We start from the raw sequence: 19,258 nt of genomic DNA, 5'->3' as shown, positions 1-19,258 counted from the left end.
CGGGAAGGGGCGCGGGAAGGGGCGCGGGAAGGGGCGCGGGAAGGGGCGCGGGAAGCGGCGCGGGAAGGGGCGCGGGAAGAGGCGCGGGAAGGGGCGCAGGAAGGGCCTCGGGAAGCCCGTTACCGGAGCCGCCGGTCTCCCGAAAGCGGCCCGTCTCCTGATTCCATGGGCGGAAGGAGACGGCCCATGGCGTCCCCATGGTTGCGCCGGGGCGGAAAGGGTGCTATACTCAAGGGGACACAGGCATCATTCCGAAAAAGAGACGGCAGTCAGGCCGTACCAAGGAGGAACGGATGGACGAAACACGCATGAATCAAACGCGGCAAAACGAACAGGAAGGCAGGACGCCCCCTCGGGCGCTGTGGGCGTACCTGGCCCGCTCCCTGCCCCAGAACGCCTACCTGATGGAAAGCTCCTATATGGCAAGGCTGACGCCCTGCATGGAGGGCCGGGCGGACAGGGAGGAGCTGGAGGCCCGGCACATGGAGGCGCTGAGACGCTATAACCAGGCGGCGCAGGCGGAGCTGGAGCGCTATTTCCAGGCCCTTAACGCCGCCTCGGAGGGCGGCGGGTTCAGCCCCGACCCCCACCAGCTGAAAATGGTGGCGGTGGACGAGAACTGCTGCCTGGTGATTGCCGGAGCGGGCACGGGCAAGAGCTCCACTCTGGCGGCCACCGTCCGGAACCTGCTGGACCGGGGAACCCGGGCCCCGGACGGCCCGGACCTGACGGAGGCGAAAGAGGAGCTGTTCCGGCTTGCCCGGGAGCTGGGAGCCCAGCTGGAGACGCCGCCGCCCTTCACGCCGGTGGAGCCGGAGGAAATTCTGGTCCTCTCCTACAGCAATAAGGCCGTCCAGGACCTGAAGGATAAGTTTGCCGGCCCGCCCTTCGGGATTCCTGTCGCCGTCCGGGGGAGCGGTGGCGTCACGGTTTCCACCTTCCACAGTCTGGGCAACGCCATTCTGACCCGGGCGGGGCGGCTTACAGCCGGCGTCAACAACGGCGAGCTGCGCCCGGACAACGGAAAGAAGGAGGACCGGCAGGGACTGCCCCAGGAGGTCATCGACTTTTTTAAGGAGACCTATCTGAAGGACGCCGGGTGGACGGACCGCCTGCTGCTGTTTTTTGCCCAGACCTTCGGCTCCCCCGGCGTGCCCAGGGAGGGCACCCTTTACGACTATCTGCTGGAGGCGGCGAAACAGGAGCTGGTGAGCCGGGTGAACCGGCAGGAGAGCGCCCGGCGGAACCGCCGCCGCTGGCGGACCATTCAGGGGGAGATGGTCCGGTCCTTTCAGGAGGGAGTGATTGCCGATTTCCTGTATGAAAACGGCGTCGCCTATCACTATGAACCGCTGTATCTGGACCGGCAGGGCAATCCGGTTACCATCGGCAGGAGCAGGAAATATTACACGCCGGACTTTCTGCTGACCCGGCCCTCCGACGGAGAGCGCTTCTACTATGAGCACTTCGGCGTGATTGCGGACCGGCCCGGCCCGGAGGAGACGAGCGCCCAGAGGCGCTACCGGGCGGAGGCCCGGGAGAAAATGAGCTTTGCGGCGGACCAGGAACGGGAGCTGCTCTGTACCTACGGGCAGTATCAGCAGGGGGGCAGTCTCCTGAGCCACCTGAGGACGATGCTGCTGGACCACGGCTTTGAGCTGGCGGACCGCACCGAAGAGGAGCTTCTCGGTCAGCTGGCCGAGCGGCGGGCGGAGGCGGCGGTGAAGCGCTTCACGGACCTGCTGTGGGACTTCATCAGCGCCTATGATAACAGGGGCTTCGGTGAAGACCAGTATGACCGGTGGCTCCAGCCTGTGGAGACCCAGGGAGCCGTGAAAAACGAGCGGACCCGGCTGTTTTTGGAAATCTGCCGGGAGTGCCACAGGCGCTACCGGGCCTATCTGTCGGACAGCGCCAAGATTGACTTCGCGAAAATGATCTCCGGCGCCGCCGCCCTCCTGAGGAACCGCCGGAAGGCGGGGGCGGCCCCCGAGGCGCTGGGACTGCGGTATCAGTACATCTTCGTGGATGAGTACCAGGATATTTCCAAGGGCCGTTCCGAGCTGCTGAACGCCCTGCGGACATTCTGCGGCGCGCGGCTGATGGCAATTGGAGACGATTGGCAGTCGATTTACGCTTTTTCCGGCTCCGACGTCAGGCTGTTCACCGGCTTCCTGGAGGAGATGGGGGAACGGGGCAGAGGAGCGGCGGAGCTGGACGGCCTGACGCTGGAAATCACCTACCGCAATCCCCAGAGCCTCATCGACCTGGCAGGAAAATTCGTCATGAAGAACAGCCGCCAGATCAGGAAGAACCTGGTTTCCTGCCATTCCGGGGAGGTCACGGACCCGGTGACCGTCTGCCTCTATGAGGAGGGGGACCCGGACATTGAGTTGGGGCGGCTGAAGGAGACGGAGCAGACGGAAGAGGAGACGGGGGGCCTCGAAGACCTGGCCCGGGAAGCGGCCCAGGAGCGGACCCGGCTGCATATCCGCTCCGCCCTGGAGCATATTCTGGACCGGATATGGAGAGAGGGCCGGGTCCCCGGGAAGCGGCGTGAAATTCTGTTTCTGGGCCGGTATCAGGCCGACGCCGCCACGTATCTGGAGGCCAGCGAGCTGTTCAGCAAAAATGCCGTCAGCTCGGACGGAGAGGGGGAGCGGTGGACGCGGATTGACAGCCCGGAGTTCAACGAGGCCTTTCAGTGTACCTTCCGCACGGTCCACGGGGCCAAGGGCGCTCAGGCGGATTTTGTGATTCTCCTCAACGGACAGGACGACCCCAGATATGGCTTCCCCTCCAAGCGGGAGAACGACCCGGTGCTGTCCCTGGTGCTGCCCCGGGAGGAGGAAGGAGAGGAGGACTGTCCCTATGCCGAGGAACGGCGGCTGTTCTACGTGGCCCTTACCCGCACGAAGGAACGGGTCTGGTGCCTTGCTCCGCTCCGGCATCCGTCGGAATTCCTGGTGGAGCTCAAGGAGATTTCCAGGGAGATGGGCGAAAGGGCCCGGGTGGTGCTGGAGACCCTGACGGAGGAGGACGCCGCGCTTTGGGAGGAAAACGACAACGCGTTTGCGCTCCGGGACGAGGTCCGGAAGACCTATCCGCCCCGCTGCCCCCTCTGCGGAAGCCCCCTCCAGCGCATCGACCAGGTCATGGGCTGGCCCAAGGGCCCTCTGCGGGAACGCCTGTTCTGGAAGCGCCGGGGCAAGTGCGAGCCGGACGAGAGCTTGAGCCGTCTTTTCATCTGCACCGGCGACCAGACGCAGTGCGGCTTTATGACCAACGACCCCGCCGGAGGGACCCTGTCCATTCGAAAGTGCAGCTGTGAGCATGAGGCGGACTGCCGGAAAAGCGACCGGTATTACCGGGTCCGGCACGCCACAAAGTATTTCCTGGCCGCCCCCTGCGAGGACGCCAGGCTGAGCCCCTGGGAGACTTATGCCAGTGAGGAGCTGCCCGGCTGTCTCCGTGCGCCGAAGACAGAGGAGGAGAGCGTCTGCATGGCGGAGGAGGACCTGGTGCTGCGGGCGGCGGCGCGGCTGAACTACCTGCTGGGCTATACCTACGGCGAGACCCGGTTCCTTCATATCTTTCAGCAGGAGGACCCCTCGGCCCGGTTTGGGGAGCATCAGCAGAGCGCTGTGGAGGACCTCCGCCGGAGATTCCCGGAGCTGGTGGAGATGGAGGACCGTCTGGAGCCCGCCCTGACCCGGACCCTGGAAAAGGGCCTGCTGTGCAGCAGCCTGGGTCTGCGTCTGACCCACGCCGGAGTGACGGCCTGCCGGGCCATGATGGTGCTGCGGGCGGTGCAGCAGCTGGAGCGGGAGGTCTACCCCTATGGGAGAAAACGGTTTTTGCAGGTGTTCTGCAAGGACAGCTTTGAGGGCATCACCCCGGACAAGGCGGAGCGCCTGCGGGAGGCCGTGGAGAAATTCCCGGAGCTGGAGGAGATGCGGGCCCTGAAGGAGTGGTCGGTGGGGAGCCTTGTGGACCAGATGAAGGAGCGGGGTCTGCTCCGGACCAGCGATGACCAATATGAGGTATTGAAATCCGCTAAACACGCGCCGGTGTGGCCGCCTATGGCGTTGTTTCAGGGGGATCTCGTGACTCATCCGGAGCACGGAAACGGGACGGTGGTCTCCCGGTTTTCCGAGAACGGCTATACATATATGACGATAGACTACGAAACCGCCGGACGGCAGATATTCAAATACTGAGGGACCGGCCGCCCGTCCTTCCGGGCGGCTGGTTTCTTCTTTGGATTGTCCGTATATTGCGGACAATCGTCTTTAAAAACAAAGAAAGCGGTTTTGCTTCCCTTCAAATTTGTTCACAATCCCAGTGCTTTTTTCCGCCATTCACCTTGGAATTCCGGAAAAGATATGCTAAGATGTTGAACGTTGAGACAAAGAAAACGACCGCGTAACGGGAGGATACAGGAATGCAGTCAAAGGTATTTGAAATCATTGAGAAAGAACAGGAGCGGCAGGCCCACACCATCGAGCTGATTGCCAGCGAGAACTTTGTCAGCGAGAACGTACTGCGGGCGGTGGGGTCCTGCCTGACCAATAAATACAGCGAAGGCTACCCCGCGGAGCGCCCCGCCGGCAACCGGGGACGGTATTACGGCGGCTGTGAGAATGTGGACGTGCTGGAGCAGTACTGCTGCGAGATGTGGCAGAAGGTTTTCCACACGGACTATCACGTGAACGTCCAGCCCCACAGCGGCGCGTCCGCCAATCTTGCGGCCTATATGAGCGTGCTGAAGCCCGGCGACACCATTCTGGCCATGAGTCTGGACAACGGCGGACACCTGACCCACGGTTCCCCGGTGAATTTCAGCGGCCGTCTGTTCAACATGGTGTTCTACGATGTGGACGCCTCCGGCCGCATCGACATGGAGGACGTGCGGAAAAAGGCGGAGGACTGCAAGCCTGCTCTGATTCTGGCCGGCGCTTCCGCCTACAGCCGGATTCTGGACTTCCGGACCTTCGCGGACATCGCTCAGAGCTGCGGGGCTTATTTCATGGTGGACATGGCCCACATCGCCGGTCTGGTGGCGGCGGGGGACCATCCCTCTCCCTTCGGCCTGGCCGACATCATCACCACCACCACGCACAAGACGCTGCGGGGCCCCCGGGGCGGACTGATTTTCTGCAGGCCGGAGCTGGCCCGGAAGATTGACAGCGGCGTATTCCCCGGCACCCAGGGCGGTCCCCTCCAGCATGTCATCGCCGGCAAGGCCGTGGCCGCCGAGGAGGCCTGTGATCCCTCCTTCGCGGAGTATATCCACAATGTGGTGAAGAACTGCCGGGCCATGTGTGATGAATTCATTGCCATGGGCTACCACGTGGTCACCGGCGGCACGGACAACCACCTCTTCCTGCTGGACCTGACAGATACCGGCCTCACCGGCAAAGAGGTTCAGAACGAGCTGGACAGGCACGGAATCACCCTGAATAAGAACTGCGTCCCCGGCGAGACCCGTTCCCCTCAGCAGGCCTCCGGCGTGCGGGTCGGCACCGCGGCTATGACCACCAAGGGGTATACCGAGGAGGATTTTGTCCGGGTGGCCCACCGGATTGACGAGATCATTCAGGCCATGCGGCAGGCTAAGTGACGCCTGCCGAACGGATAGGAAGGGGAAAGCCCCCACCGGGAGATTTTTGATGAGATGAGAGAGACAGCCGCATGACGCAGTAGCGTCATGCGGCTGTTTTTGAGGCCCGGGGGCTAACGGCTTTGATGTACTCGTGACATCTACGCCGTCGTCCGGGGCGCGGCGGAACGCAAAAAAATTCCCGCCACAGTGCAGTTTTCGCCGCAAGGCGGAAACGAAACAGTGGTGGGAATTTCTGAGCTGGAGCAGGGTACGGGAGTCGAACCCGCCTCACATGCTTGGGAAGCACGGGTACTACCGATGTACTAACCCTGCCAATCAACGGCCTCCTCGAGGCCTTGCCTGTAGAACTTATTATAATCGGAACACGGGAAAAAATCAAGCCCTTTTTGCGGTTTTCTCTTTTTTCGTTTTTCGCTTTTTCGGATTCCTCTCAAAATGTATCGAAAAGGTTTCGAAAAGGCTTCGAAAAGACTTCAAAAATGCTCAAAACAGCCCGGCTCCGTTTACGTCAGGAACAGACGCCGGTCCGCCTTGGGGAAGACGGACCGGCGCGGAACCAGTTACTCAGTCGGTGACGTAGGGCAGCAGCGCGATCTGACGGGCGCGCTTGATGGCCTCAGTCAGCTGACGCTGATGCATGGCGCAGGTGCCGGTGGTCCGGCGGGGCAGAATCTTGGCCCGCTCAGAGATGAACCGGCGCAGCTTCGCGGCGTCCTTATAGTCAATGTGCTCGCACTTCTCGGCGCAGAACTGACAAACCTTGCGCCGTTTGCCCCGGTTGGGCCGTGCGGGCCGTGCTTCACGATCATAAGCCATGAGTTGTTTCCTCCTTTATAAAGATGGCGTCCCAAGCCCCTTCGGCCCGGCGGACACTTCCTCCGCCGCCCGGCATGCCGGGGGACGCGGGCAGCGGGTCCCGAAAACGGGGCCCGGTTCAGTTTTGCTCAGAACGGCAGCTCGCCGTCCTCCTCGTTGACCTCGGAGAAGTCCGTGGACTCGCTGCGGGAGGCGGAACTGTGTCCGGAACCGCTGTAGGCGGGCGCGGGCGAACCGTAGGGCGGAGGAGAACCGTAGTCTCCGCCGCTGTCGCGCTTGGAGTCACCGAAATAGATATTATCGGCCACTACCTCGGCGCTTCTCCGCTTGCCGCCTTCCCGATCCGTCCAGTCGCGGATCTGCAGACGGCCTTCCACCACGGCCATGCGGCCCTTGGTGAAATACTTGCTGACAAATTCCGCGGTGCCGCGCCAGGCCACCACGTCAATAAAGTCGGTTTCCTTTTCGCCGCTCTGGGACTTGTAATCCCGGTCCACGGCCAGGGAAAAGGACGTAACCGCGGTGCCGTTCTGTGTGCGGCGCAGCTCCGGGTCACGGGTCAGGCGGCCCATGATGAATATTTTGTTCAGCATTGGGAGTCCTCCTTATTCACCTTTGCAGACGATCAGAGAACGCATGATACCGTCGGTAATTCCGAGAACACGGTCCAGCTCCTTGGGGAAGGACGGCTCGCTGGTGAAGCTCATCAGCACATAGTAACCGTCGTTCTTGTAGTCGATGGGATAGGCGAGACGGCGGGCGCCCCACTCCTCCACCTCCACGGCGGAGCCATGCTGCTCGGCCAGGGTCTGGAACTTCGCCACGGTGGCGGCGATGCCCTCCTCACCCTGTGCGGGGTCGATGATATATACGACCTCATAATTGGCAGTAACCTTTGCCATATTTGCACCTCCTTTTGGACAAATGGCCCTCATCTCTCATGAGAGCAAGGATTTTCGCCTGCAAACTGCAAGCCCTATTATTATATCGAAATTTTGGAAAATGTCAAGAAAAAGCTCAGGAAAAACTTAAATTATTTTCTGCTCCGGCGGATGGGACATATTTCAGGGAAAATGGACGGGGGATGCCGGGAGAGAAGCGGGACGGACAGCGTTCGGCGGCTGCGCGCAGGCCTTTGGGCCCCGGAGAGAGGCGGACTTGTGATTTAAAAATTATTCGGATTTTATATTGTACTTTTTATACACAAGAGCTAATATATGAGGTGAAGCGATTGCGTTTGAAGCAATCAGAAAGGGGATGTGATTTTGAATCAGAACTTACGGGAGGACGCGGACCGGATCATTTCCGCCAGCCTGAGGGCCGTTCTGCCTGACGAAGCGGTGCGGCGGGCCCTGGCGGATTTTCGTCCCTCCGGGGGGCGGACGCTGCTGGTGGCCGCGGGCAAAGCCGCGTGGCAGATGGCCAAAGCCGCCGTGGACGCGTTGGGTCAGGTGGACGGCGGCGTGGTCGTGACCAAATACGGCCATTCCATGGGGGAAATCCCCGACGTCCGCTGCTGCGAGGCCGGTCATCCGGTACCCGATGAGAACAGCTTTCATGCCACGGAACAGGCCCTGGAGCTGGTGACGGGTCTGACGGCGGAGGATTCCGTGCTGTTCCTCCTCTCCGGCGGCGGCAGCGCCCTGTTTGAGCGACCCCTGATTTCCGGGGAGGAGCTCCAGAACATCACAAAACAGCTCTTGGCCTCCGGGGCGGACATCGTGGAGATGAATACCATCCGCAAGCGGCTCAGCGGCGTGAAGGGCGGGCGTTTTGCCCAGGCCTGCGCCCCGGCGCAGGTGTTCAGTGTGGTGCTCAGCGACATTCTGGGGGATCCTCTGGATATGATTGCCAGCGGCCCGGCCTGCCCGGATACATCCACCTGCCGGCAGGCCCAGGCCGTCGCGGAAAAATACAACCTGCGCCTGTCCGCCCAGGCCCGCGCGCTGCTGGGGAAGGAAACACCCAAGGAGCTGCCCAACGTCGTCACCCGGATTACCGGCAGCGTCCGGGAGCTCTGCGCCGCCGCCGAAAAACAGTGCCGGATTCTGGGCTATGAACCGGTTCTGCTGACGGACCGGCTTTGCTGCGAGGCCCGGGAGGCCGGGAGCTTTCTGGCCAGTATCGTGAAAACCCATGCCGGGTCAGGGCGGAAGCTGGCCTTCATCGCCGGCGGCGAGACGGTGGTCCACCTCACCGGAACGGGTCTGGGGGGCCGGAACCAGGAGCTGGCTTTGTCCGCGGCTCCCGGCATCGCCGGAATTCCCGGGGCGGCGGTATTTTCCGTAGGCAGCGACGGAACGGACGGCCCCACCGACGCCGCCGGGGGCTACGTGGACGGCGGGACGCTGGCGGCGCTGAAGGACAAAGGGCTGGATGTGTTCGGCGTCCTGGGGGAGAATGACGCCTATCATGCCCTGAAGGCGGTGGAGGGTCTGGTGATGACCGGCCCCACCGGCACCAATGTCAACGATGTGGCTGTGGCCCTGCTGAACGCGGCGGGGACCTGACCGGAGGAATTGGCTGGAAGCTTGGAAGGGTCCGGGCCCGCCGCCTGCACCCGAGGGGCGGCGGGCGGCGTTTCGGCGGCGGCGAAAGCAGAAACGGAGCGGGGAAGTGCTTTTTCCCCGGCGCCCGGCGTGATGGAGCGGCGTTGATTCGGGAGGCGGAAGCGGCCAGGGGGGGAGTGCACCAACGGCGTCTGTTCCCCATAAATGAACCCCACCGGCGGCCAGGGAAAAAGCAGGAAAAAGCCCGGGAAAAGCCCGGGAAAAGCCCGGGAAAAAGTATGGAAAAAAGCCTGAGAAAAAAACAGGAAAAAACCAGAAAAAAATTTAAAAAAGGGGTTGACAAAACAGGTTTTTTTTGTATAATAATATCTGTTCGCTGCGGTAATTAAGCGGCAGGAACACAGCGGGTTTGTGTAAAGGTAGCACAGCAGACTCTGACTCTGTATGTGAGGGTTCGAATCCTTCACCCGCTGCCAGCAAAGGACCGTCGAAAGGCTTGATGAAAAAGGTCTTTCGGCGGTTCTTCTTTTTGCTCCGCAGGGCGGAGCTTGTCAAATGAAAGCATTTTAGCGGCGGAAAGGGCAGGGAAGCCGCCGGGGGCGGATTCCCTGCCGAACCACGGTTCAAAAGCGGAAAGGCCCCGGTCAAGACGCTTTTCCGGCGGGAGACGCCCTGTTTGCCGCCTGCCTTTTCCGGAATACCAGCGCCATCAAACAGGAAAGAAGGGTTGTCAATGGAGCGCTTTTCCATCGTTGTAGGGGATATCACCTGTTCGGATGCAGAGGCCATTGTCAACGCCGCCAACACCACCTTGCTGGGGGGCAGCGGCGTGGACGGGGCGATTCACCGGGCCGCAGGGCCCCAGCTGCTGGCGGAATGCCGGACTCTGGGAGGCTGCGAGACGGGACAGGCAAAAATCACCGGCGGCTTCCGCCTTCCGGCAAAGTATGTGATTCATACGCCGGGGCCCATCTGGCGGGGCGGCGGCCAGGGGGAGGCGGCTCTGCTGGCCTCCTGCTACCGGTCCTGTCTGACGCTGGCGGCGGAGCGGGGAATCAGGTCGGTGGATTTCCCGTCTATTTCCACCGGGGTCTACGGCTATCCCATGGCGCAGGCCGCCTCGGTGGCCCTGAAGGCCATCATGGAGTTCCTGGCGGACCACCAGCTGCCCCAAAGGGTGCGGATGGTCTGCCATACCGAGAGCGCCGCCGCCGTCTACCGGCAGACCTATAATATGTGGTACGCCGGGGAGAAGGGGAAACGGCTGTGACGGGCCGCCTGGTGTGCCTCCACGGCCTGGGCCAGGGGCCGGAGAGCTGGGAGGCGGTTCTGACTCATTTAGAAAAGGAGGCGCTGTGCCCCAGTCTGCCGGAGCTGGCGGGGGAAGCGCGGTTTACAGACCTCTATCAGGCCTTTGAGGGGCTCTGCGGGACCTTGCCGGGGTCCCTCCGCCTCTGCGGCCTGTCCCTGGGCGGCGTGCTGGCCCTGGAATATGCCAAGGGCCACCCGGAGCGGGTGGAGTCCCTGGTGCTTATCGGCACGCCGCTGGAGATTCCCAGAGGGCTGCTGGGGCTTCAGAGTCTGGTGTTCCGCCTGATGCCTGCCAAGGCCTTCCGGGGGACTGGCTTTTCAAAACAGGCCATGATTTCCCTGACGGCCTCCATGGCGGACCTTGATTTGCGGGCGGGGCTGGAACGGGTGCGCTGTCCCGTTTTGTCCCTCTGCGGGGAGCGTGACCGGACCAACTGGAGGGCCGCCCAGGCGTTGGGCCGGAGTCTTCCCCAGGCGGTTCTCCGTCAGGTGCCGGGGGCGGGCCACGAGGTCAACCGGGACGCGCCGGAGGCCCTGGCCGCCTTGCTGAGGGATTTTTATGAACAGCAGGGCTGAAGGATGCTCAGAAGAGATTCCGTTGCGTTTCGCCGGCGGACCGTCGGCGCAGGCGGGAGCTGCGGGCAGAAAAGGACTGTTTTCCATGTGGAAAACAGTCCTTTTTGATGTTTGGGATTCCCTCGAACAATGGCGGATGGCGGACCGAGCCGTCCGGTTCTGCCGGTCTTTCGCTGGTTTGCCCTGATGTTCGGGGTGAGATGCCTTGCCTGGCGGGAAAAAGACCGCTCAGACAGCGTTCAACGATTGTGAATACATCTTAGTCCAGCCCTTGGGATTTGACCCGCAGCCGGTTCAGAGCCCGGGCCAGAGAGGCCTGGGCAATCTGATATTCCTGCCGGCTCCTCTTTTGCAGAAGGGCCTCCCGGGCCTCGTCGGCCTCCCGCTGGGCCCGGACGGCGTCGATCTCCTCGGGCCGCTCGGCGGAGTCCACCAGCACCAGCACGTCGTTGTGCTCCACCTTCACCATGCCGGGGGACACCGCCGCCAGCCGCACCGGCTCCCCCGGTATCTGATAGCGCAGGGTGCCGGGCTGGACGGCGGCAATCATGCTGGCGTGGTGGGCCAGAATGCCCTGTTCCCCGTCGGTGGTGGGGATGGTCAGGCTGACGCAGGGCCCCTCGTAAAAGGTCCGGTCCGCCGCCAGAATGTGCACCCGGAAGGTCTCCATTATAATCCCTCCGCTTCCAGCCGTTTGGCCTTCTCCACCACGTCCTGCCAGGAGCCCACATTGTAAAAGGCGGCTTCCGGATACTGGTCCAGCTCGCCGTCCACCAGCTTCTCGAAGCTGTCCAGAGTGTCCTTCAGGGGCACGTAGATGCCGGGAAGGCCGGTGAATTTCTCCGCCACATGGGTGGGCTGGGCGAAAAAGCGCTGGAGCCGCCGGGCCCGGGCCACAATGCGCCGGTCCGCGTCGCTGAGCTCATCCATGCCCAGAATGGCGATGATGTCCTGGAGCTCCATGTATTTTTCCAGAATTTCCTGGGCCCGCCGGGCGATGCGGTAGTGCCGCTGGCCCACTACGTCGGCCTCCAGAATCCGGGAGGAGGAGGCCAGGGGGTCCACAGCCGGGTAAATGCCCTGCTCGGAGATTTTCCGGCTCAGAACGGTGGTGGCGTCCAGGTGGGCGAAGGTGGTGGCGGTGGCGGGGTCCGTCAGGTCGTCGGCGGGGACATAGACCGCCTGCACGGAGGTGACGGAGCCGTCCTGTGTGGAGGTAATCCGCTCCTGAAGCTCCCCCATCTCGTTGGCAAGGGTGGGCTGATAGCCCACGGCGGAGGGCATCCGCCCCAGGAGGGTGGACACCTCGCTGCCCGCCTGGACAAAGCGGAAGATGTTGTCGATGAACAGCAGCACGTCCTTGTGCTCCCTGTCCCGGAAGTGCTCCGCCATGGTCAGGCCCGACAGGGCCACCCGCATCCGGACGCCGGGGGACTCGTTCATCTGGCCGAAGACCAGGGCGGTCTTGTCGGACACGCCGCTCTCCCGCATCTCGTGCCAGAGGTCGTTGCCCTCTCTGGAGCGCTCGCCTACGCCGGTGAAGATGGAATAGCCGCCGTGCTCCATGGCCACGTTGTGAATCAGCTCTTGAATCAGCACAGTCTTGCCCACGCCTGCGCCGCCGAAGAGGCCGATTTTGCCGCCTCTGGGATAGGGCTCCAGCAGGTCGATGACCTTGATGCCCGTCTCCAGGATTTCCACAGCCGGGCACTGCTCTTCAAAGGAGGGCGGGCGGCGGTAGATGCTCTGGACCGGGGTATCCTCGGGCAGCGGGCCGCCGCCGTCGATGGGCTGGCCCAGAACGTTGAACATCCGGCCCAGGGTGGCCCGGCCCACAGGAACCTGAATGGTGTGGCCGGGGACGTCCACCGCCAGCCCCCGGGCCAAGCCCTCGCTGGGGGAGAGCATGATGCAGCGGACGGTATTCCGTCCAATGTGCTGGGCGACCTCCATCACCCGGATCACGCCGTCCTTTTCCACGGTCAGCTCCTCCCGCAGGCGGGGGAGCGCGCCGCTCTGGATCTCCACGTCAATGACGGGGCCGGAGATCTGTACAATAATACCTCTTTCCAAAACTCCTTACCTGTCCTTTCTCTGCCGCTGGGCCCTGGCTCCGGCGGAGACCTCGGTGATCTCCTGGGTGATGGCCGACTGGCGGACCTGATTGTACCGGCGGGACAGCTCTCCCAGCAGCTTTTCCGCGTTCTGGTTGGCGCTGTCCATGGCCGTCATGCGGGCGTTTTGCTCACAGCAGAAGCTGTCGATCAGGGCGCTGTAGATAAAGCCGGATACATAGCTGGGCATCATGCTGTTCAGCACCGTCCGCGGGTCGGGGAGAAACTCAAAGGGCTCCGTCACCGGCTGCTCGCCGGTGTCGGAAAAATAGGTCCGGTGAAAGGGCAGGAGCCGGGTGGTGCGGGCCTGGAAGCTCATGGCGCTCTCCATGTCGGTGTATACGATGTAGATTTTCTTCAGCTCCCCCCGGTCGAACCTGTTCAGCAGCAGGGCGCTGATTTCCCTGGCCCGGGACATGGTGGGATTCTGGGCGGTGTAGAGGAAGCTGTGTTCCATGGGGATGTTCCGCTGGGCGAAATAGCGCCGCCCATACTCCCCCACGACGAAGAGCTTCAGGTCCGGGTGCTGCTCCAGCAGCTTCAGCGCCTCCCGGATGGCGTTCTGGTTGTAAGAGCCCGCCAGACCCTTGTCGGCGGTGATGACCAGGCAGCCGCAGGGTCCTTCCAGAGGAGGGGCGCCGGCGGCGGGGTAAAAATAGTGGCTGTCCACATTGTTTACCGTGCGGAAGATTCGCTTGATCTCCCCCCGCAGGGCCTCGAAATAGGGGCGGGTGTTATCCAGCTCCGTCCGGGCCCGGCGGAGCTTGGTGGAGGCGATCAGATACATGGCGTTTGTGATTTTCCGGGTTTCCTGGACGCTCTCGATATGGGTCTTGATCTCCTTTGTTCCCGCCATGTCACGCGCCTCGCTTCCCGCCGGACCGGTAATCTTCCAAATAGCTCCGGGCCAGCTCCGTAATCTCCTCCCGGTCCTCGCCGGAAAGCAGTCCCGTCATGTCAATCCGGCGGCAGAGGTCCGGGGCGGCTTCCTCCATGCGGGCCAGCAGGCCGGAGCGGAAGCCCTCCAGGTCCTCCAGAGGGATGTCCTGCATCACATGGCTCAGGGCGGACACCAGGATGATGACCTGCTGGTGCTGGGAGAACGGGGCGTACTGAGGCTGGCGCAGCAGGCGCATCAGCCCCTGCCCATAGGTGAGCTGGCGCTTGGTGGCGTCGTCCAGATCGCTGGAGAACTGGGTGAAGACCTCCATCTCCCGGTACTGGGCCAGCTCCAGCCGCAGCGTGCCGGCGGCGGACTTCATGGCCCTGGTCTGGGCGTCGCCGCCCACCCGGGACACGGAGAGGCCTACGTTGACGGCGGGCCGCTGGCCGGAGAAGAACAGGTCGCTCTCCAGGAAAATCTGTCCGTCGGTGATGGAGATGATATTGGTGGGGATGTAGGCGGACACGTCTCCCGCCTGGGTTTCCACAATGGGCAGAGCCGTCATGCTGCCGCCGCCCAGCTCGTCGGAGAGGTGGGCGGAGCGCTCCAGCAGGCGGGAGTGCAGATAAAACACGTCGCCGGGATAGGCCTCCCGTCCGGGGGAACGCTCCAGCAGCAGGCTCAGAGCCCGGTAGGCAATGGCGTGCTTGCTCAGGTCGTCATAGACAATCAGCACGTCCCGGCCCAGGTGCATGAAGTATTCGCCCAGGGCGCAGCCGGCGTAGGGGGCAATGTATTGCAGCGCCGCCGAGGCCCCGGCGGGGGCGCAGACCACGGTGGTGTACTCCATGGCCCCCCGGCGGCGGAGGTTCTCCACAAGCTGGGCCACGGAGCTGGTTTTCTGGCCGATGGCCACGTAGATGCACACCACGTCCTTGCCCTTCTGGTTCAAAATGGCGTCCACGGCCACGGCGGTTTTGCCCGTCTGCCGGTCGCCGATAATCAGCTCCCGCTGGCCCCGGCCGATGGGGAACATGGAGTCGATGGCAAGCAGGCCCGTCTCCATGGGGGTGTTCACAGGCTGGCGGTCCAGAATGCCGGGGGCCGGCGTCTCAATGGGCCGGCGGTCCTCGGAATGAATGCGGCCCCTGCCGTCCACGGGGATGCCCAGGGCGTCCACAACCCGGCCCAGGAATTCCTCGCCCACCGGCATGCCGGCGGTTTTCAGCGTCCGGCGGACCAGGCTGCCGGCGGTGATTTCCTCGCCGTCTCCAAACAGGATGCAGCTCAGCTCCCCACGGCGCAGGTCCTGGACCATGCCCTTGATTCCGGAGGCGAAGACCAGGATTTCCCCGTACTGGGCATGGTCCAGGCCGCTGACCGTGGCGATTTCTCCGTCCACCGTCAGCACCTCCCCGATTTCCTCGGGCACCACCGCCAGCTCCCAGTCCTCCACGGCCTGGCGCATCAGGGGCAGCAGGCTGTCCTGCCCCGGCTGGATTTGGCGGAGATAGTCCCGGAACTGCCGGACCCGGCCGTCCAGCGTCCAGTCGTAGACGTCGGACCCGGCCTGAAGCCGGAAGCCGGAGCCCATGGATTCATCCTTCTCCCAGTGGAGGGGCACCTTTTTCTGATAGGTCCGGGCAAGGAATTTTTCAAAGCGCTGGAGCTGCTCCTGACTGGGCTCCCTGGCGCTGCGGAGCTCCGCCGTCATGCGGCTTCTAGCGTTCCTCATGCCGTCCTCCCTCCGCGAGATCCAGGAACTGGCTGAAGGGATCCGCCTGTACGGCCAGCTTCCTGGCGGCTTCCGCCGCCAGCTTCCGCAGCTCCTTCTGAGATTCCCGCATCACCCGTTCCCGGCTGTGCTCCGCCTCGGCCTGGGCGTGGGCGATGATCTGCTTCGCCTGGGCCTGGGCCTGGGCCAGCTGCTCTTCGGCGGACTGCTGGACAGCCGCCTGGGCCTTGATCCAGGACTGATGGATTTCCTCCTCGGCCCCGGCCAGCCTGGCCTGGTATTCCGCCTTGATCTGTTCGGCTTCCTGGAGCTTCCCGGCGGCCTGGGCGTCCAGGTCCTTATAGTGGGCTTCCCGCTTCTCCATGAACTGTTTTACGGGCTTGAAGAGCAGGAAGTACAGCCCGCCGGTGAGGATGGCCAGATTCATCCAGTGCAGCAGAATCTGCTGCCAGTCAATATTCAGTGGGATGTTCATGGCTGCCACCTGCCTTACAATACGAAGATGATGAGAATGACCACCAGCAGGGCGTAAATGATGGCCGTCTCAATGAAGACCAGGCCCAGCATCAGCGTGGTGCGGACCTTGCCCTCGGCTTCGGGCTGGCGGGCGATGCTCTCGGCGGACTTGGCGGTGGCGAGGCCCATGCCCACGGCGCCTCCGGCGGCGGCGATGCCCACGGCGATGCCCGCGGCGATGGCCTTCAGGCCGATGGTGTTATCCTCCTCCGTCTGGACGGCGCCGGTCTCCGGCGCGTCCTCAGCGGCCAGAACAGGTGCGGCCAGCGCCAGGGACAGCAGCAGGGCCAGTCCCAGAGCGCACAGGGTTTTTAGGCTGAATATCCGGATAGCTTTCTGGTTCATAGCGGAAACCTCCATATATATGTCTTGTTTGGGACGGCTCAGCCGTGGGAGGGCTCGGAGACCTCGCCGTAGTAGAGGGCCGTCAGCATGGTTAAAACGTAGGTCTGAATCAGGGCGTGGAGCATTGTGAACATCACGCCCACCACCACGGGGAGCACAAAGCTCAGGTGGACAAAGTAGTATACCAGTTCCGTCACCAGCAGGCCGCTGAGCAGGGCGCCGAAGAGACGGAAGCTCATGGAAATGGGCAGGGAGAACTCTTTCAGGGTTTTTCCCACGCCCCTGGCTCCGTTTGCCGTCACGCCGCCGGAGAGGATGACCAGATAGGACAGGGTTCCCAGGGCGATGGCGGCGTTGACATCGGAGAGGGGAGCGGGCAGGGTGACAGGCGTCCCGTGGGTGGTGACGGCCTGGAGTCCCAGCAGCTCGAAGAGGGTTCCCACGAAAATGTACGCGCCGGCGGAAAAAATATAAGCCCCCAGAAAGCCGAAGCGGTGGGGACTGTTGGTTCTGGCCATATGGTCAAATAAGCCTACCGTCTCCTCCAGCAGAAGCTGAAGCTTCCCAGGGACCATCCGGAATCTGGGAATGGCAAAGATTCGGAGGCAGGCGGCGGCCAGAAGCAGAACCGCAGTCACGGTAAAGGCCGAGATCATGCCGGGGTTCACCGTCTTCCATCCGAAAAGACTGATCTGGTTGACATTGTGGAGCACCGCGTCCCGCATGGCCTCCTGCACGCCCTCCGCCCGGCCCGGCGACCCGGTGAGAAGCGCGCCGGCCAGCAGCAGCAGAATCGCCGTCAGCCACAGCGCCAACCCCTTTTTATGCTGTTTCATTACGCACCCCTTTTCTTGACAGCTTGACAGTTCGGATACTGGCACCCATTTTTCACCATGTGTGCCTCTTCAATTATACCAGCCATTTTTTGTCTGTCAATGGCGGCGGCTCTGGAAATTTTTCTCCGGGTCCGTTCCGGTTTGATCCTTAGAGCCTGTTTAAAATCCGGCGGAGTGCCGGATTAGGGCAGATTTTTTCGTCAGGCAAGGCGGTTTGACGCAGGAATCCTGGCGGATTTCAAGTCAAACCAACGCAGCATCGGCGGAAAAAGATGCCCTGTGACGGCGTTTCGATGGATTTTAAACAGGCTCTTAATGGAGTCTTTGCGGAAGGGGGCGGAAAAAGACCGCTCAGACAGCGTTCAACGGTTGTGAATACAGGTTCTTACAGCAGCACCGGCACCGGGGCCCGGAGCGTCAGGCTCTCCGGAGTGACGGCGCAGTCCCAGGCGCACACCCTCACGCCCGCGGCCGCAGCCTCCCGCAGGGCCCGGCCAAAGGCGGGATGGGTCTCGTCGTTGGGGGCGACGCTGCGCATCCCCTCCATCTGAACCACAAAAAAGAGGGTGGCCCCCAGGCCCGCCTCCACCGCCCGCCGGAGCTCCTGGATGTGCTTGACGCCTCGCTCCGTGGGTGCATCGGGGAAGCGCGCCGCGCCGCCCTCCTCCAGGGTGACCCCTTTGACCTCCACCAGATGGAGCCCTCCGGGGGTCTCCAGACAGAAGTCCAGCCGGGAATCTCCGTAGACGTATTCCCGGCGCAGGGCGGTGCAGTCCGGCAGGAAGTTTCCCGCCCCGGCCCACTCGGCAAAAACCCGGTTGGGGGCCTGGGCGTCCATGTTAATCAGCAGGCCGCCCTTGTCCACGGCGATGAGGTCGAAGGCGGTCTTCCGGCGGGGATTGGCGCTCTGCTCCAGATAGACGGAAGCGCCGGGGACCAGCAGCTCCCGGCAGCGGCCTGTGTTTTTGACGTGGACCGTCTGAACGCCCGCCGCCGTCTCCACCTGGGCGATGAAGCGGTTGGGGCGGCAGAGGAAACGGCCCGGGACGACGGTTCGGTAGCGCATGAGAGGGCTCCCTTCGGCAGTTTTTGACGGAAACAGGAGGCGGCGCGGGAAATTTTGTCGGATTCTTAGCGAAGCGGAAAGCCGGCAAAGAATTGCAAACTGTCCCGGTTTTTCCCAGTATATCATAAGATTTCCGGCCTGTCGAGCGCCATTTGGGCGTACCGGCGAGGCCCCCGGAAAAAAGACCGAACTTTTTTTCGGGAAATCATTGTTTTTTTGAAAAAATCTTGTTACAATGCTTTCGATTACATTTTTAGGAGGGAATGAATTGGAATACTCCAGCTTGTTTGTCTGCCTGATGGGCCTGGGCACCGTGTTCTTCGGCCTGATCTGCCTGATTGTCCTGACGATGATTATGGGCAAGATCGTGGGCGGCCACGCGGCTCCCGCCGCGGCTCCGGCTGCCGCCCCTGCCGCTGCCGCGGAGCCCAACCGTCAGGAGCTGGTGGCTGCCATTTCCGCCGCCATCGCGGAGGAACTGGGGACCGACATCACCGGCATCCGTATTCTGTCCATGAAGAAACTGTAAGCGCGCAAGTTAAGATTGAAGAGAAGGAGAAATCAACATGAAAAAGTACAGAGTGACCGTCAATGACACCGCCTATGAAATCCAGCTGGAAGAGATGACCGGCGCGGCTCCCGCGCCTGCCGCCGCCCCCGCTCCGGCCCCCGCCGCCGCCCCCGCTCCCGCAGGCGGCGAGCAGGTGACCTCTCCCATGCCCGGGACCATCCTCAGCGTCAACGTCTCCAACGGCTCCGCCGTGAAAAAGGGCGACGTGCTGATGGTTCTGGAGGCCATGAAGATGGAGAACGAAATCATGTGCCCCCGGGACGGCACCATTGCCTCTGTGAACGTGGCCAAGGGCGCGGCGGTGGAATCCGGCACGCTGCTCTGCGTCATCCAGTAAGGCGCTGGAGGGACAC

General features: G+C 62.8%; 18 protein-coding genes and 2 tRNA genes. 8 read left to right on the top strand and 12 right to left on the bottom strand.

Annotated features, from left to right (window positions below; all coding sequences use genetic code 11):
• Nucleotides 1-293: 293 nt before the first annotated feature.
• The gene (locus Q0063_RS06775) at nt 294-4,220 is read left to right on the top strand and encodes a UvrD-helicase domain-containing protein (RefSeq protein ID WP_297871213.1); all 3,927 of its coding nucleotides are present in this window, start codon (nt 294-296) and stop codon (nt 4,218-4,220) included.
• 224 nt (nt 4,221-4,444) lie between these two features.
• Nucleotides 4,445-5,623, top strand: a complete 1,179-nt coding sequence (gene glyA, locus Q0063_RS06770) for a serine hydroxymethyltransferase (RefSeq protein ID WP_297871212.1) — start codon at nt 4,445-4,447, stop codon at nt 5,621-5,623.
• Between the two features lie 241 nt (nt 5,624-5,864).
• Here the strand turns inward: glyA and Q0063_RS06765 are convergent.
• The 4 genes from Q0063_RS06765 to rpsF all read right to left on the bottom strand — a co-directional run bounded on the left by Q0063_RS06765 (nt 5,865) and on the right by rpsF (nt 7,344).
• Nucleotides 5,865-5,938 (bottom strand) — tRNA-Gly (locus Q0063_RS06765).
• A gap of 252 nt (nt 5,939-6,190) precedes the next feature.
• Nucleotides 6,191-6,442, bottom strand: coding sequence for a 30S ribosomal protein S18 (gene rpsR / locus Q0063_RS06760; protein WP_297871211.1), 252 nt, complete (start codon nt 6,440-6,442; stop codon nt 6,191-6,193).
• A gap of 128 nt (nt 6,443-6,570) precedes the next feature.
• A complete protein-coding gene (locus Q0063_RS06755) occupies nt 6,571-7,035 on the bottom strand; it encodes a single-stranded DNA-binding protein (RefSeq protein WP_297871210.1) in 465 nt (154 codons plus the stop codon).
• A gap of 12 nt (nt 7,036-7,047) precedes the next feature.
• Nucleotides 7,048-7,344 carry a 30S ribosomal protein S6 gene (rpsF, locus tag Q0063_RS06750; RefSeq protein WP_297871209.1) on the bottom strand — a complete coding sequence of 99 codons (297 nt, stop codon included), beginning with the start codon at nt 7,342-7,344 and terminating at the stop codon, nt 7,048-7,050.
• Between the two features lie 363 nt (nt 7,345-7,707).
• On the opposite strand from rpsF, the gene Q0063_RS06745 reads away from it, so the two are divergent.
• From Q0063_RS06745 to Q0063_RS06730, 4 genes are all read left to right on the top strand, one after another.
• On the top strand, nt 7,708-8,952 hold the full coding sequence (locus tag Q0063_RS06745) for a glycerate kinase (RefSeq protein WP_297871208.1): 1,245 nt from the start codon (nt 7,708-7,710) through the stop codon (nt 8,950-8,952).
• Between the two features lie 402 nt (nt 8,953-9,354).
• Nucleotides 9,355-9,428, top strand: a tRNA-Gln gene (locus tag Q0063_RS06740).
• Nucleotides 9,429-9,685: 257 nt separating this feature from the next.
• A complete protein-coding gene (locus Q0063_RS06735; RefSeq protein WP_297871207.1) occupies nt 9,686-10,222 on the top strand; it encodes an O-acetyl-ADP-ribose deacetylase in 537 nt (178 codons plus the stop codon).
• Entirely contained in the window at nt 10,219-10,839 is a 621-nt protein-coding gene (locus Q0063_RS06730; protein WP_297871206.1) for an alpha/beta fold hydrolase, read from the top strand. Before Q0063_RS06735 ends, Q0063_RS06730 begins: the two co-directional genes overlap by 4 nt.
• A 259-nt stretch (nt 10,840-11,098) precedes the next feature.
• Here Q0063_RS06730 and atpC read toward each other — a convergent pair whose 3' ends face one another.
• The 8 genes from atpC to sfsA all read right to left on the bottom strand — a co-directional run bounded on the left by atpC (nt 11,099) and on the right by sfsA (nt 18,334).
• Nucleotides 11,099-11,509, bottom strand: a complete 411-nt coding sequence (gene atpC / locus Q0063_RS06725; RefSeq protein ID WP_297871205.1) for an ATP synthase F1 subunit epsilon — start codon at nt 11,507-11,509, stop codon at nt 11,099-11,101.
• Nucleotides 11,509-12,912, bottom strand: a complete 1,404-nt coding sequence (gene atpD, locus Q0063_RS06720; RefSeq protein WP_297871204.1) for a F0F1 ATP synthase subunit beta — start codon at nt 12,910-12,912, stop codon at nt 11,509-11,511. Before atpD ends, atpC begins: the two co-directional genes overlap by 1 nt.
• Before the next feature lie 6 nt (nt 12,913-12,918).
• Nucleotides 12,919-13,809, bottom strand: a complete 891-nt coding sequence (gene atpG, locus Q0063_RS06715; protein ID WP_297871203.1) for an ATP synthase F1 subunit gamma — start codon at nt 13,807-13,809, stop codon at nt 12,919-12,921.
• 1 nt (nt 13,810) lies between these two features.
• Nucleotides 13,811-15,571 carry a F0F1 ATP synthase subunit alpha gene (atpA, locus tag Q0063_RS06710; protein ID WP_297871202.1) on the bottom strand — a complete coding sequence of 587 codons (1,761 nt, stop codon included), beginning with the start codon at nt 15,569-15,571 and terminating at the stop codon, nt 13,811-13,813.
• On the bottom strand, nt 15,558-16,046 hold the full coding sequence (locus Q0063_RS06705) for an ATP synthase F0 subunit B (protein WP_297871201.1): 489 nt from the start codon (nt 16,044-16,046) through the stop codon (nt 15,558-15,560). The genes atpA and Q0063_RS06705 overlap by 14 nt, the downstream gene beginning before the upstream one ends.
• A gap of 14 nt (nt 16,047-16,060) precedes the next feature.
• On the bottom strand, nt 16,061-16,282 hold the full coding sequence (locus Q0063_RS14720; RefSeq protein WP_367180345.1) for an ATP synthase F0 subunit C: 222 nt from the start codon (nt 16,280-16,282) through the stop codon (nt 16,061-16,063).
• 188 nt (nt 16,283-16,470) lie between these two features.
• Entirely contained in the window at nt 16,471-17,268 is a 798-nt protein-coding gene (locus Q0063_RS06695; protein ID WP_297871199.1) for a F0F1 ATP synthase subunit A, read from the bottom strand.
• Between the two features lie 385 nt (nt 17,269-17,653).
• A complete protein-coding gene (gene sfsA, locus Q0063_RS06690; RefSeq protein ID WP_297871198.1) occupies nt 17,654-18,334 on the bottom strand; it encodes a DNA/RNA nuclease SfsA in 681 nt (226 codons plus the stop codon).
• A 268-nt stretch (nt 18,335-18,602) separates the two neighbouring features.
• On the opposite strand from sfsA, the gene Q0063_RS06685 reads away from it, so the two are divergent.
• The gene (locus tag Q0063_RS06685) at nt 18,603-18,863 is read left to right on the top strand and encodes an OadG family protein (RefSeq protein ID WP_297871197.1); all 261 of its coding nucleotides are present in this window, start codon (nt 18,603-18,605) and stop codon (nt 18,861-18,863) included.
• Between the two features lie 37 nt (nt 18,864-18,900).
• The gene (locus tag Q0063_RS06680) at nt 18,901-19,242 is read left to right on the top strand and encodes an acetyl-CoA carboxylase biotin carboxyl carrier protein subunit (RefSeq protein WP_297871196.1); all 342 of its coding nucleotides are present in this window, start codon (nt 18,901-18,903) and stop codon (nt 19,240-19,242) included.
• Nucleotides 19,243-19,258 lie beyond the last annotated feature (16 nt).

Origin of the sequence: uncultured Oscillibacter sp. (assembly GCF_947654275.1) — a bacterium.
Lineage (GTDB): Bacteria > Bacillota > Clostridia > Oscillospirales > Oscillospiraceae > Oscillibacter.
This window is presented reverse-complemented; position numbering and strand designations above follow the sequence as displayed.